The sequence below is a fragment of the Psychrobacter cibarius genome (assembly GCF_016107535.1).
In the GTDB taxonomy this organism is placed as follows: Bacteria; Pseudomonadota; Gammaproteobacteria; order Pseudomonadales; family Moraxellaceae; genus Psychrobacter; species Psychrobacter cibarius.
In genome coordinates, this window is record NZ_JABASQ010000001.1 from 86,915 (window position 1) to 100,987 (window position 14,073).

Sequence of the window (14,073 nt, forward strand, 5' to 3'; positions counted from 1 at the left end):
TATTTAAAACCTAGTAAAAGGAAACCGTATGACCGCCTCTACTCAAAACCCTATCAATAATAAAATTGACTTTGCCATCATCATGGGCGTAACCAATGCCAACCCCAATGGCGACCCTTTAAACGGCAACCGTCCCCGCACGGACTTTGAAGGCAATGGTGAAATCACTGACGTTTGCCTAAAACGTAAAATTCGTGATCGTCTGCAAGAAGCTGGCGAGGCGATATTTATCCAGTCTGATGAGAAAAAAACCGACGGCATGACCAGTCTAAAGAACCGTGCTTATGACGAAATAGTCGGCTTAGGTAAAGGCGCGTTTGAGGCTGATAAAAAAGAAAATATCGAAGCCAAACGTGATGAGACCGCAAAAAAAGCCTGTGATAAGTGGTTTGATGTGCGTGCTTTTGGTCAAGTATTTGCCTTTAAAGCAGACACTAAAAATGCCGATGGCGTATCTATTCCAATTCGCGGTCCTGTCACCATTCAATCTGCGTTTAGCTTACAACCTGTCGATATTACCAGTACCCAAATCACCAAAAGCGTCAGCGGTGAAGGCGATGGCACCAAAAAAGGCAGCGATACCATGGGCATGAAACACCGCGTTGATAAAGGTATTTACGTGACTTATGGCGCTATCACACCGCAGTTGGCTGAGCGCACGGGCTTTAGTGATAACGATGCTGAAAAGCTAAAAGAGATTTTACCGAAGTTATTTGAAGGTGATGCGTCCTCTGCGCGTCCTGAAGGCAGTATGCAAGTTAAAAAGGTGATTTGGTGGCAGCATAATAGCAAGTCCGGTCAATATTCTTCTGCGAAAGTACATCGCAGTTTAAAAGAGCTGTTAGATAACAAAGGCGCGTTTGATGAGGTAGCGTTAACATCGGCGCTTGCAGGATTAACGCCTGAGATTATTGAAGGGTTTTAATATTTTTTAACAATATATCTTGAAGTTTTTTTAATTGAGTGCGAGTATACAAGCTTATTCGTTATATGGAGTGTTGTGTGCTATGAAGTTATCTATTAATGACTTCTTGATAGAAATGTCTGAAAGAGAGTTTATTATAGTTTTAGCAATATTTATATTGCTCATAGATAAGACTTTGGTTACTCAAATTTTGAATCTTTTATCGTAAATATAGTATCGCAACCGTAACGGATGAGTGGATGGTCAAAATTATGGTATTTTCATATTTTGACTTTCGCACTTTTAATAGGGTGCGTGGATTGAAATAAGTGTATTGTTAATAATTATTTGGAGTCTAGTAGCCTTGTTATGTTAAACATAGCAGGGCTACATCTATATCTATTTTTCTCATTTCAACACTGATAGATGGGCCAAAAATCATGCCAATCCTCTACCTATCTCGCCTGCAACACTATCTGTTTTGTCCGCGTCAGTTTGCGCTGATTGAGCTGGAGTGCGCGTGGGAGGAGAACTTGTTTACCGCTGAAGGGCAAGTCATGCACGAAAAGGTCAACTCTGGCGGGCATGATACGCGCGGTAATATTAAAACCGTGCGTACCTTGCGGTTAGGTCATGACGCACTGGGATTAGAGGGCGTGGCGGATGTGGTTGAATATCATACTGATGACGCTGGTACCCAGACGCCCTTCCCTATTGAGTATAAACGCGGCAAGCCCAAATCACACCGCGCTGATGAGGTGCAATTGTGCGCCCAAGCGTTGTGTTTAGAAGATATGCACGACTGTATTGTTTCTAAAGGCGCACTTTTTTATGGCAAAACGCGCCGCCGTCACGCGGTAGATTTTGATGACGAGCTGCGGCAAATTACCTTAAATGCGATTGACGAGTGCCGTCATATTATAGAGAGCGGACAGACGCCAAAGCCTACCTATAGCACTAGCAAGTGCCGCAACTGTTCACTTAAAGATATCTGTCACCCAAAGATTTTTAATAAAAATGCTCAAGCTTGGTTGAACAAAAAAATCAATCTGAGCTTAGAGAATTAGCAGTGCTTCACTATTTAATTGACTGCTAATTTCACTACTTTTTAGCCTAGATAAGGATACTCATGCGCCCACTAAAAAATACGCTATTTGTGCAAACCCAAGGTGCATGGCTGAATAAGCAAGGCGAAAATGTGGTCATGAATATTGACCATGAAGTCAAAGGTCGTGTACCTATTCATAAGCTGGAGGCTATTGTTTGTTTTGGGCAAGTCTCAATTTCACCAGCCCTTTTGGCACATTGTACCGACAACGCGATCACCATTACGCATCTCAATCGCTATGGCAAGTTTCAAGCACGTATTGAGGGCGCGGTCAGTGGTAATGTGCTGCTGCGCCGTGAGCAGTATCGCATTAGTGATGATGCGGCGCGGGTGCAGCCGATTTGTCATAGTATTATTTTGGGAAAAGTTCATAATCAGCGCCAAGTGGTGCGCCGCTATCTGCGGGATTATAAATCTGGGTTAGATGACAATATAGTTGATCGTTTAGAGTCGGTACAAGTACGACTTGAACGCGGATTGCATAAAATTCTAGCGACCGAAAACTTGCCTGATCTACTAGGTCGCGAAGGGGAAATGGCAAGCCTTTACTTCAGTGTGTTTCCGCATTTTATTCGTAATCCTGATTTTCATTTTGCCAAACGCACGCGTAATCCGCCGACTGATGCGATGAATGCGCTGCTGTCTTTTACGTATACACTGATGACCCATGAGTGTCGCAGTGCGCTGGAAACAGTCGGCCTTGATCCTGCTTGCGGTGTGTTTCACCAGCTGCGCCCCGGTCGTCCTTCACTAGCATTGGATCTAGTCGAAGAGTTCCGCCCTATTGTTGATCGATTTGTATTATCGCTGGTCAATAAAAAGCAGCTGAGCAAGTCAGATTTTAAAACAGAGGCAAGCGGCGCGGTCTGGCTTAAAGATGATGCTAGGCAAACCTTTTTTAAGGCATGGTATGACCGTAAGCAGCAGACCATTTATCATGAATGGTTTGAAGAAACTGTACCGTTTGGGTTGCTACCGCATTTGCAGGCCACGATTATGGCGCGGCATATCAGGGGCGATATTGATGCTTATATTCCGTTTTTGTGGAAGTAACGATAATTATAAAAACAGTAAGTATAAACGTAATAAAAAGGATTTATATTATGATGGTATTGGTGACTTATGACATTAGCTCAGAGGACGCAAACTTTGCAAAACGGTTACGTCACGTTGCCAAGCACTGTTTAAACTTTGGGCAGCGGGTGCAATATTCGGTGTTTGAGATTGAGGTCAATCCGGCTCAGTGGACAACGCTGAAAGCCACGCTTGAGGACATTATTAATCATGATGTGGATAGTTTACGTTATTATTATCTTGGTAAAAACTGGCAGCATAAAGTTGAACATGTCGGAGCAAAACCTGTGCTAGACTTAAACGATGTACTACTATTTTAGATAATATTGTAAATCGTAAAATATGATATTTAACTTTGAAAGGTCTTTGCGAACCTATAGCATACACAAAACCCCTAGAAGGTTCGCAAAGGAAGCGCAATGCTATTTAACAATATGATTTTTATAACTTTATTTTTTTATAATAAAAATTTGGAGAGTGTACTACTTGCCAAATTCGCTTATGGTTTAGACGTTCGCAAATGCCAAGGTTTTTTCTTAACCTTATTAGCGACTTAGACTAGGGGCTTTCGCGTCCATCACGGGCGCGTGGATTGAAACTAGCCTTTGATGCTAATACTCTTACTGGATTAAATTCGCGTCCATCACGGGCGCGTGGATTGAAACATACTTACCAGTAACTTTATCATTAATGTTAGTCTTCGCGTCCATCACGGGCGCGTGGATTGAAACCACAGCTTTAGCTAATTAATACACTAAGATTAATTTCGCGTCCATCACGGGCGCGTGGATTGAAACAGTTATTTTAGTGTTTGCTGCTACTATATCAGCTTTCGCGTCCATCACGGGCGCGTGGATTGAAACAAGAATATTTTAGCTCCTTTATCATTAGATGATTTCGCGTCCATCACGGGCGCGTGGATTGAAACCAAAATAGCCCTAATAGCGGTACTGGTCGCATGTTCGCGTCCATCACGGGCGCGTGGATTGAAACTCATAGGGGTGGTGTATAAATAAATTATCACCTTCGCGTCCATCACGGGCGCGTGGATTGAAACAAGCAGCTAGTAATAGGTGAGACATATGAAGATTTCGCGTCCATCACGGGCGCGTGGATTGAAACAGGATAAGAAGCTATTAGCCATACTTTTTTATGGTTTCGCGTCCATCACGGGCGCGTGGATTGAAACTCTAAAGATCAAAGATCTAGTTAGACAGTATGTTCGCGTCCATCACGGGCGCGTGGATTGAAACTGTAAGTATCCTACAACAGTTAAACGTCTTATTTCGCGTCCATCACGGGCGCGTGGATTGAAACATACCTAAAAATTTGCTAGGTTGATTATTATATAATTCGCGTCCATCACGGGCGCGTGGATTGAAACTAAATTACCATCACCTAAAAATATACCTGCATGATTTCGCGTCCATCACGGGCGCGTGGATTGAAACAATTTTACCACGCCTAAAGCAGTAGCTAAACAGTTTTCGCGTCCATCACGGGCGCGTGGATTGAAACACGCTCCTTGGTGGCTGCGGTAATAGCCTCTTGTTTCGCGTCCATCACGGGCGCGTGGATTGAAACCCTGTGCCAGGATTAGGCATCTGAATAGCCATTTCGCGTTTCGCGTCCATCACGGGCGCGTGGATTGAAACTTAAAGCTGTAAGCTGTTAGCTCTGCTTTACACTTCGCGTCCATCACGGGCGCGTGGATTGAAACCGACTAAAGATGAAGCGCTGGCGTCTGATGTTATTCGCGTCCATCACGGGCGCGTGGATTGAAACTTTAAGCTGTGCAAGCTCTAATAGCTTGGTAGCACTTCGCGTCCATCACGGGCGCGTGGATTGAAACCGCATAACTCAAGCTTTCTATGGTGGTTCGTTGACCTACCTTGATATGTTAAAGATTGCCACTCAGTCCAGTATAGATTTTAGTGAATATAGGTAATATTCTTCATATTTTCTCAATTATATGCAAGGATTAAAACGCCAATCTCCTTATATTGTGCAGAGTGATCTTAGTGACTCCTGTTGCACGTACGATAGGTAATGAGTTTAAAGATACGATTCTCATCAAAAAAGCTCCCTACATACGTCAACTCGATGATCATAGTATTTTATACGTTTGAGAGGAAAACGAGAAAGATATGCGTACTAGTGAGGCTGGCGAGCTAACATAGGATAATATTGATTTTAATAGGCGCAAATACGATACTGGATATATTTCTAAGGTTTTGCCCTTCTCTCCCAAAATGGATATTGAATTTCCTATATAATGTGAACCATCTCTTTGTTGATAACCCCTTTAATTTAGGCTTTTTTCTTAGTAAAAAAATGCTGCTTATCAGGTAAAACGGTGCTTTATGTTTAACGCTTCCTCAACTCGTTTAAATAAATACATCAGCGAAAGTGGTATTTGCTCCAGGCGAGACGCTGACCGCTTTGTTGAACAAGGTAATGTATACATCAATGGTAAGCGTGCTCAAGTAGGCGATCAAGTGGTTGCTGGAGATACGGTAAAAGTCAACGGGCAACTCATTGAGCCGCGAGAGGCGGATGATTTTGTGTTCATTGTCTTGAATAAACCCGTAGGTATTGTGAGCACTACGGAAGCTTCAGAAAAAGATAATATCGTTGATTTCGTTCGACATAGTACACGTATTTTTCCAATTGGACGGTTGGATAAAGACTCTCAGGGTTTAATCTTTTTGACCAGTAATGGTGATCTAGTTAATAAGGTACTTCGTGCTGGTAATAACCACGAGAAAGAATATTTGGTGACGGTGAACAAGCCGATAACAGATAGCTTTATTGAGGGTTTAGCTGGTGGCGTGCCAATGCTGGGGAAGATGACCAAGAAATGCCCAGTTACTAAGGTGGCACCCACCGTGTTTAACATCACGCTAGTGCAGGGTTTAAACCGTCAAATTCGTCGTATGTGTGAGCATTTTGGCTATGAAGTGGTGAAGCTTGAGCGTACGCGGATTATGAATATCAGTCTTAAAGGTACTCCCGTTGGAGATTGGCGAGATTTAACCGAAAAAGAGTTGTCTGTTTTACTTAAGTCCATAGAAGGTTCTTCTTCAGATGCCAGTAATCCGGGCAAGAAATCTCGTAATGCGTCACGAAAAAATGCTCGTACTGATGATTCATCAAAGACAAAAACGTCTTCAAAATCAGCGGGGGCAGCAAAGGGCAACAAGAAACACGCCAAGGATGATGCTAGAAAACCAGCGGGTTCTAAAGGTAAAGATAGACGTCCTTTTGGTAATGGTAAGAAGGCTGTGGGCAATAGCAAACCTGCTGCAAATGGTAAGCGCCCTGCAAAAGGTCGAAGTTCTAAGCGGTAGCGCAACCATAGATTGATGGTTAATGGTTAGCTAATTAGGATAGCTGATAAAAGATTCTGCACAAAAAGCCAGACAATTTTGAACTAACCCCCAAATCTTAGACGGTTTAAGTTTATTTCAAGGACTGAGTTCTGTATTGCACAGGACTCAGTCTTTTTAGTTTAAGCTGAATTCTTTCATGATTGTAGTAGTGGATATACTCATGAATCTGTTTCTCTAACGCCTCAATCGAGTCTGGCTTCTCAATATAAATAGTCTCACACTTTAGTGTACCGAAGAAGCCTTCCATCAGCGCATTATCGAGGCAATTTCCTTTCCTGCTCATACTTTGTTTAAGCTGATGCTTTTTGAGCGTCTTTTTAAACGGCTTCATCTGATAATGCCATCCCTGATCTGAATGTAGCATTAGCTTCTTATGACGGCTGGCTTTGGTTTTTTCCAGTGCCTGACTTAGCATTCGACTTACTAAATCATAGGTCGGCCTTTTTGAGAGCTTATAACTAATAATCTCATTATTATAACAATCGAGTATCGGTGATAAGTATAATTTTTTATCACCGACCTTAAACTCGGTAATGTCAGTGAGCCAACGTTTAAAGGGTCTACTTGCCTTGAACCGACGCTTTAGATGATTGTTTGCTATTTTGCCTTGTTGTCCCTTATATGAGCGCCACTTTTGCCGTCGAATCCGTGCACTGAGCTTCAACTGCTTCATAAGCTTGGCGATAAGTTTATGATTATGATGAATCCCTAGCTGTTTTAAGGCAGCTGTTATTCGACGATAACCATATCTGCCTTTGTGCTGGTGATAAAGGGTGATGATATGCTGCTTTAAGTCGGCATACTTATCTTTATTCCACAGCTGCGCTCTATGGTAGTAGAAATTACTCCTTGCAAGGGTTGCTATGGTTAATAAGTCAGATAATAGATGCTGCTCTCTTAACGCTTCGATGAGCCTTGCTTTGTCGCAGCTTGTTCCCTTTCCCTTAGCAAGGCATCCAGCTTTTTTAGATAGGCATTCTCTGCGCGTAGATACTCATTCTCACGCTTCAATTCAGCAGGCGTCTTTTCATCGTCAGGTTTGCTTATGATAGGAGACTTCATAGGGATACTCCCTTTATGTTTGGATGTGAGGCCAGACATACCGTAGAGTCGATAAGCTTTATGCCAATGACTGATGAGAGCAGGTGAGCTAATATGAAATTTAAGTGCCGTTTCAGATTGGCTCAAACCTTCTGTCAACATCACTGTTATCACTTTATACTTAAAATCAGCACTATATCTGGTTTTGCTATTTTTAGGCTTGATAGCATCGATACCACCGATTTGATATTGCTGGACCCATCTAGATACTATCTTCTCATCAAGTCCAAACTTCTTAGCTGTGGAAACTCCAGTACGTCCTTTTCTATAGTATGCAATGACTTTAATCTTAAAGTCTAGATCGTAACGCATAAAATAACCCCCATAAATTATGTCCAATTTATGGGGGTCAGTTCATTTCAGTTGTCTGGCTTTTTTGTTGCCTGCAGATTTTCTCAACCAAATAATTTTTATTATAAATCCAAATCATAGCTAGGATGTGTCTTCACGAAGTGCCGTTGGTATAGGTCGACTAAAAACAGCAGAGTCTAAGACGGTTAACAGATGTCATTGTTTAAAAATTCGATTATAGTAGATATCAAATCATACATTTAAAAGTTGAGGACAAAATAATGAAGACACTAAGTTTATGTATTTCAGCAGGACTGGGTTTAAGCGCTTGTGCTGGTGGAATGACAGGGAATACGGGTCAAAACAATAATGTCAATGGTATCGTCACTCAATACCCTGTTGAGACTGCCATGCTCAACATCTATACCAAACAACGCAATGATAAATTAGTTGCGGTTGTAGGCAGTCAAAGCGTGTCAGCAGAGATTCAAGTGACGCCTAAAGGCAGTATGGTATTTAATAATAAGTCTGTACAAGGTACCGAAATAAATACCATCAATAAGATGAATAATCAAATCACCAATCAATCAGTCGCTATCAATTACTTCACCCTGAATCCACTGATATTCCATGGTTTTACAGACGGTACAGGTAAATACTCACTATCTAACCAGACGACCACCATTCCTAAAATGGCGACGGTGGGCGCTTCTAGTAAGCTGCTGACGGAACATGTCTATGCCGATAGTAGCATGCGTAACAAGATAGGGACTTATAACCAAGACTGGTCTTTGTCGCGTGATACGAATAATACCGCATGGTTCTGTATAGAAACCTCAAGTAATCTATTACTCAGCTTTGACCCTGCAGGCACTTCATCAGAATGCTACAAGATCAATGCCAAAGGCGATATCTTAGCAAGCAAAGTAACACTGAGTCAGCCTAGTAGTAATGGTAGTACTAAGACAGTTACTTTAAACAGTCAGTAGTGATTATCATGGTGACATGCCCTTTATCATATAGCCTTGTTACATAGCTTTCGTCACATAGCATTTATTACATAACAACGAAACAAAAAAATAGCGCCTAATATGGGCGCTATTTTTATATCAGTCAGCTGAACGATTAAGAACGATGTCCATGAGTATGCTTAGCTTGATATTTGCTTTTTGCTTTGAGATGAGCCGCTGGTTTTTTTGATTGATGCTTTGATACTACTGCCTTTTTCTTCACATGCTGATGTTTATTATCAAACTTCGCATTGACCTTTTGATGCTTCACTTGAGCAACATGATGTTTAGCAATTTGCGGCGCAGCACTTGCTTGGCTAACCATTGTGAAGCAAGCAGTAATGGCTAGGATTGAACTTATCATTATTTTTTTCATTATTTTTTCTCGTATAAAGTCATATTAGTTATGAGTTGTGGTTGAAACTGCCTTACTCAATATCAAGCAAAGCATTCACGTGATAAAAAGCATCGTGATAAAAATTTGCTCTATCGACAACGAGAATGATAAATGATTCAAACGTTAAGTAGATTTATGAAGATTGAAGAAAGGTAACCTTAATGAGGAAAGGTTTCTTAAGTGGTACGCTATAAGCGTCATATTGGCGCTTTTCTAGATGGGCAAGTAATAACGAATGAAAAGATATCTTATATATAGATTAGGGCGACTGGCTTTGGCATATTTTTTATAAAACGTAGACGTTGTCACGATACTTTCATTTTCACCCTATAAAATGCGTTGATTATTCAAAGCCATTGACAATATGCCGCATCACAATAAAGACTTTTAAAGAGTGAAGACCAAACTAAGCAGGCTAGATAAGTATTTTGCAAGAGTCGTTGTGGTTGGGCTTTTTTTTAAGTAGCCAACTGATGGCCTTCTGAATAGCAATGTTGAAATAACTGAGAATCGATGTAATGAACCATTACTTATGTTTGACAGATTATGAAAAAAACTTGATTGATAGTGCTTTGCTCATTCTGATGAAAAAAAACATCCAATATAGCGATCAATCAAAAGAAAACTCAGTGCAACAATACTATCAAGATTTTAATCTCACACTTTTTGAGCTATGTGCAAAAATAAAAGCACCTGATTTTGATAAGCAAATGGATTTATCTTCAAAAGAAATCAAAGCAATTAAAAAAGCTCTAACCTCACTGTACGACCGCATCTATCAAAGAACCCTTAAGGACATAGAGGGCAATCAAGAAGATCACTATAAGAGCTGTAAGTTACAGATTATAGAATTAGAGAGAAAAATCGATATTATCGAGAAAAACAATATAGAGAGCAATAGTTGTTAAATTGCTCTTTTTTACTTAAAAATTTCACTATTTTTAAGTCGCTAGCACCATCAACATTGGTCACGTAAAACAAAAAATCACACTCCGCATTACATTAGCCTATCTTTTCCGCTGGGTCTTATTACCTCTTTACCATTTGCTTGGTTATCGTCTAGCTACTTCAGTCATATAGTCTTCTCAGTACAAGATGGATATAAATATAGCAAAGGATAATACGGCAAATTAAGATACGGTAAATTAAAGTACGGTAAATAGCAGGCTGAGCAAACATGACGACGCTGTGACCGATTTCTCTAGAATACCCGATATATCTCTATACAAGACTTGTAAAGAGCATACCCCTTGTCTTAGAATGGCATTGTTAATGATAATGTCTATTTTGTTAAGTATTCTTTCTAAAATGCTTTAAACTGACGTTTTAAGTTAGCACACCTCCTTACTTATAAATGTTACCTATGCATCATCAGCATGCTGATAATACGATGACCCTATCATGTCTACTAAGCGCCGCAAGCTTGTTTTACGATATTCATCACCGGTAACGATGTGGTTCGGCATGTTGGTCGCATGTTTTGCTTGGATCATGCACATCACGCTGTTGCTCACACCTCTATGGGATGATAATGCCCACTTAGGTCATGGTATCTGTGCAGAGCTTGCACCGATTGTATCGGCAGCTAAGCAGTATGAGCAAATACAGACTGATATTGCGCAAACGAATCACAGCATACCCATTGATAGTGCCGCTCGTCATTTCCTTCATCATAATGCATCCTTATCTTTAGCATCGCCTGCGACCGTTGAGCCAGTCATAACGGTTGACGCCGCACCTTCGCAAGAAGCTTTGTATAGCAAAGATAAGGTTGAAAGCTCTGAATCTAACCCTGATGCCGTAAAATACACTGGCTGCGACCTTTGCACTGCCATGTCTGCGGCACTATTGCCAGTCGTTTTTACACATACTGACTCGGCTTTGATTGAGCTGTCTACTGTCTCAGTCACGTTTTTGTATCGCTCACATACCTACTCTCCTAGTAATTTTTTACGACCCCTCGCACGCGCTCCACCAGTCACACTCACATAACTATCTACATAATTATCCACATTTATAGTCCCATATTTTTAGGGCGTGTCCTCATTTTAAAAGTGGTGATAAACATGAGATAAATTGCCGTCAAACAAGAAAAATAGCGCAAATAATATCGAGATATTTATAAGCTATTTGATGATGTTTGGCAAAATTTAGCCATTTTTAGCCCATTTCGAAAGTAATCGATTGAATTGAGGACACGCCCTAGAGCATTAGTGACAATGCTCTCAATCAACGCGCTTATTTGACGCTCTGATTGAGGCACTTGTATGCGTTTGTCTAAAACATTGCGCTCAAAACTGTGCTCATAATATTGTGCTCATAATGCTATCTATTTATATCGGAAAATATTCAGTAAGTGCCTAGTCTAAGTCCATAAGTGGCTTGGCCTATCTTGCCTCTTGGTAAAAACTGAATAACCGATTTCATAAAATATTTTTGCAAATTTCTAGGAAAGTAAGATGTCACCTTCATCAATGAACGCTGTACCTATTTTAAAACTAAGTGTTTTAGCTTTGTCTTTATTGCATATCAGTAGCGCTTATGCGGATTCCACAACCGTAAAGGCGCACATGCCTACTACGGATGATGAGCCACATATTCAATTGCCAGAAATCGTCGTTTATGCGACAGCAGCGGATAAGCGCTCTAGTACCGATACACTTGGAACAGCAGCCAGCCTTAATCGAAAATTTATTAGCAGCAAACAAGTGGCAAGCAGTGATACGGCCACTATACTGACAAAAATACCCGGTCTGAATGTACAAAGTGCCGGTGGCATCTCAAACTTGCCCGTGATGAGAGGCTTGGCGGACAACCGTCTGCGTATCTTAGTAGATGGCGTTGACTCAATCGCCTCCTGTCCAAACAGTATGAACCCACCCCTGTCTTATATCGCGCCAAGCGCTATAGAGAAGACCACCGTCTATGCAGGTGTGACGCCTGTGAGTGTCGGTGGTAATAGTATTGGCGGTACTATCGTTGTCGAAACAGCAGAGCCTATGTTTTCAACGGATAGCAACATATTATCTTCAAGTGAAATTGGCACATTTTATCGTAGTAATGGTGACGCTTATGGCGCCAATTTATCTACCACAGCGGCAAATGATCAGCTTAGCCTCACCTATAAAGGCAGCTTTGCGCAGGCGGATAATTATAAAGCTGGTGGTGATTTTAAATCTTATACAGAGACAGGGAACGCTGGTAAAACCTTAGCGAAAGACGAAGTTGGTTCAACCGCCTATGAAAGCAAAAACCAGTCAGTAGATGTGGCTTATAAGAACGGCAATCATCTACTACAAGGCACTTATTTGTGGCAAAACGTCCCAAAAGAGTTATATCCAAATCAGCGGATGGACATGCTCGACAATCAGCTTGACCGCATTAATTTGCGCTACAAAAGCGAGTTAAATTGGGGACAGTTAGAAGCACAGGCCTATCATGAAGATGTCGATCACTATATGAATTTTGGGGAAGACAAACAGTTCGTGTACGGTAATGCCAAAGGTATGCCGATGTACACCAGTAGCGAGACCATCGGTGCCAATCTTAAAGGTATTATTGATTTAACCAACCAAGGCACGATCAATATAGGTGCTGAATATCAAGACTATACCCTTGATGACACGTGGGCGGCCTCAGGTACGATGATGATGGCGCCAAACGATTTTCAAAACATCAATAATGGTGAGCGTCGACGCATTGGTGTCTATGGCGAATGGGAAAAAGACATCTCATCTGACTGGAGCACCCAGCTTGGCGCTCGCTATGAAAACGTGCGTACTAGCGCTGATGAAGTCAGAGGCTATGATGATGTAGATATGATTAATATGGGTATGGGGATGTCTATGCCAGTATTCGAAAGACGGGATAGTGACTTGCTAAATGCGAGTGACCGAAACACTACCGACCATAACTTTGACGCAACGGCTCTTGCCAAGTACGACATTGATTCACAAAAAAATCTAGCCTTAGGTCTGTCGCACAAAGAACGCACGCCAAGCTTATATGAACGCTATACCTGGTCCACTTGGAAAATGGCGGCCATCATGAATAATACCGTTGGTGATGGTAATGGCTACTTTGGTGATCCTAATCTACGCCCAGAAAAATCCAACACCTTATCTGCCACCCTAGACTGGCGCGGTGCTGATGATAGCTGGGGCGTTAAAACCACTCCTTACTATTCAAAAATTGATGACTATGTCGATGCCATACAGTGGAACCCCATGGCAAACACAGCAGCCAGCACTCAAACAGCTAATCAATATAATGTGCTGCGCTATACCAACCAAGATGCTGAGATATATGGCATAGATATCTCAGCCAATCGGGAGCTGGCAGCAAATGCTTGGGGGTACTGGAATATGGTAGGCTCCTTAAGCTATACCAAAGGAAAAAATAAAGACAGCGGCTCAGACTTATATAACATCATGCCATTCAATGGCAGTGTTGCCCTGAATCGGGAAAATAACGGTTGGACAAACCAAATCGAAGTGGTGGGCGTCGCGGCTAAAAATGATATCTCAACCCCTCGCAACGAAATTAAAACGGCGGGTTATGGTCTCTTAAATCTCAGTACAGGCTATCAGTTTAAAGAGGTAGCGATTGAGGCTGGTATCGATAACGTATTCGATAAAAACTATGCCCTACCTCTAGGGGGCGCATACATGGGTCAAGGCAAAACCATGTCGATGAATGGCGAAATAGGCAACGGTTCTAACTGGGGTACTGCCGTCCCTGGCGCGGGCCGATCATTGTATGTGGGTGTCAACTATAAGTTTTAGGTGTCATTAAGA

At 41.6% G+C, this 14,073-nt stretch carries 11 protein-coding genes, 1 pseudogene and 1 CRISPR repeat array; of the genes and pseudogenes, 9 read left to right on the forward strand and 3 right to left on the reverse strand.

What is annotated here, in order from left to right; genetic code table 11:
• Window positions 1-28: 28 nt before the first annotated feature.
• From cas7c to rluF, 5 genes are all read left to right on the forward strand, one after another.
• Window positions 29-925, forward strand: coding sequence for a type I-C CRISPR-associated protein Cas7/Csd2 (gene cas7c / locus JFC08_RS00385; protein WP_198329283.1), 897 nt, complete (start codon window positions 29-31; stop codon window positions 923-925).
• Window positions 926-1,344: 419 nt separating this feature from the next.
• Window positions 1,345-1,971 (forward strand): CRISPR-associated protein Cas4, encoded by a 627-nt coding sequence (gene cas4 / locus JFC08_RS00390; protein ID WP_198329284.1) that lies wholly within the window; start codon window positions 1,345-1,347, stop codon window positions 1,969-1,971.
• Between the two features lie 62 nt (window positions 1,972-2,033).
• On the forward strand, window positions 2,034-3,065 hold the full coding sequence (gene cas1c, locus JFC08_RS00395) for a type I-C CRISPR-associated endonuclease Cas1c (RefSeq protein ID WP_198329285.1): 1,032 nt from the start codon (window positions 2,034-2,036) through the stop codon (window positions 3,063-3,065).
• A gap of 50 nt (window positions 3,066-3,115) precedes the next feature.
• A complete protein-coding gene (gene cas2 / locus JFC08_RS00400; protein ID WP_198329286.1) occupies window positions 3,116-3,406 on the forward strand; it encodes a CRISPR-associated endonuclease Cas2 in 291 nt (96 codons plus the stop codon).
• A gap of 247 nt (window positions 3,407-3,653) precedes the next feature.
• Window positions 3,654-4,938: direct repeats of the CRISPR family, unit length 32 nt; unit sequence TTCGCGTCCATCACGGGCGCGTGGATTGAAAC.
• 511 nt (window positions 4,939-5,449) lie between these two features.
• A complete protein-coding gene (gene rluF, locus JFC08_RS00405) occupies window positions 5,450-6,436 on the forward strand; it encodes a 23S rRNA pseudouridine(2604) synthase RluF (protein WP_198329287.1) in 987 nt (328 codons plus the stop codon).
• A gap of 112 nt (window positions 6,437-6,548) precedes the next feature.
• Here the strand turns inward: rluF and JFC08_RS00410 are convergent.
• Both JFC08_RS00410 and JFC08_RS00415 read right to left on the reverse strand, forming a co-directional pair.
• Window positions 6,549-7,397 (reverse strand): annotated as a pseudogene (locus tag JFC08_RS00410) (IS3 family transposase); the annotation flags it as partial.
• The gene (locus tag JFC08_RS00415; protein WP_193008508.1) at window positions 7,376-7,891 is read right to left on the reverse strand and encodes a helix-turn-helix domain-containing protein; all 516 of its coding nucleotides are present in this window, start codon (window positions 7,889-7,891) and stop codon (window positions 7,376-7,378) included. The gene JFC08_RS00415 and the pseudogene JFC08_RS00410, both read right to left, overlap by 22 nt.
• Before the next feature lie 260 nt (window positions 7,892-8,151).
• Between JFC08_RS00415 and JFC08_RS00420 the strand changes: the two genes are divergently transcribed.
• Window positions 8,152-8,859 (forward strand): hypothetical protein, encoded by a 708-nt coding sequence (locus tag JFC08_RS00420; protein ID WP_198329288.1) that lies wholly within the window; start codon window positions 8,152-8,154, stop codon window positions 8,857-8,859.
• Between the two features lie 136 nt (window positions 8,860-8,995).
• Here JFC08_RS00420 and JFC08_RS00425 read toward each other — a convergent pair whose 3' ends face one another.
• Window positions 8,996-9,256, reverse strand: a complete 261-nt coding sequence (locus JFC08_RS00425) for a hypothetical protein (protein ID WP_109589307.1) — start codon at window positions 9,254-9,256, stop codon at window positions 8,996-8,998.
• Window positions 9,257-9,834: 578 nt separating this feature from the next.
• Here JFC08_RS00425 and JFC08_RS00430 point away from each other — a divergent pair.
• The 3 genes from JFC08_RS00430 to JFC08_RS00440 all read left to right on the forward strand — a co-directional run bounded on the left by JFC08_RS00430 (window position 9,835) and on the right by JFC08_RS00440 (window position 14,061).
• The gene (locus JFC08_RS00430; RefSeq protein ID WP_198329289.1) at window positions 9,835-10,185 is read left to right on the forward strand and encodes a hypothetical protein; all 351 of its coding nucleotides are present in this window, start codon (window positions 9,835-9,837) and stop codon (window positions 10,183-10,185) included.
• Between the two features lie 493 nt (window positions 10,186-10,678).
• Entirely contained in the window at window positions 10,679-11,269 is a 591-nt protein-coding gene (locus JFC08_RS00435) for a hypothetical protein (RefSeq protein WP_198329290.1), read from the forward strand.
• A 467-nt stretch (window positions 11,270-11,736) separates the two neighbouring features.
• The gene (locus tag JFC08_RS00440) at window positions 11,737-14,061 is read left to right on the forward strand and encodes a TonB-dependent receptor (protein WP_198329291.1); all 2,325 of its coding nucleotides are present in this window, start codon (window positions 11,737-11,739) and stop codon (window positions 14,059-14,061) included.
• Window positions 14,062-14,073 lie beyond the last annotated feature (12 nt).

Excerpts from the sequence above, each read along its gene's own strand:
- cas7c (WP_198329283.1), top strand. The coding sequence starts at position 29 with ATGACCGCCTCTACTCAAAACCCTATCAATAATAAAATTGACTTTGCC.
- cas4 (WP_198329284.1), top strand. The coding sequence starts at position 1,345 with ATGCCAATCCTCTACCTATCTCGCCTGCAACACTATCTGTTTTGTCCG.
- cas1c (WP_198329285.1), top strand. The coding sequence starts at position 2,034 with ATGCGCCCACTAAAAAATACGCTATTTGTGCAAACCCAAGGTGCATGG.
- cas2 (WP_198329286.1), top strand. The coding sequence starts at position 3,116 with ATGATGGTATTGGTGACTTATGACATTAGCTCAGAGGACGCAAACTTT.
- rluF (WP_198329287.1), top strand. The coding sequence starts at position 5,450 with ATGTTTAACGCTTCCTCAACTCGTTTAAATAAATACATCAGCGAAAGT.
- JFC08_RS00415 (WP_193008508.1), bottom strand. The coding sequence starts at position 7,891 with ATGCGTTACGATCTAGACTTTAAGATTAAAGTCATTGCATACTATAGA.
- JFC08_RS00420 (WP_198329288.1), top strand. The coding sequence starts at position 8,152 with ATGAAGACACTAAGTTTATGTATTTCAGCAGGACTGGGTTTAAGCGCT.
- JFC08_RS00425 (WP_109589307.1), bottom strand. The coding sequence starts at position 9,256 with ATGAAAAAAATAATGATAAGTTCAATCCTAGCCATTACTGCTTGCTTC.
- JFC08_RS00435 (WP_198329290.1), top strand. The coding sequence starts at position 10,679 with ATGTCTACTAAGCGCCGCAAGCTTGTTTTACGATATTCATCACCGGTA.
- JFC08_RS00440 (WP_198329291.1), top strand. The coding sequence starts at position 11,737 with ATGTCACCTTCATCAATGAACGCTGTACCTATTTTAAAACTAAGTGTT.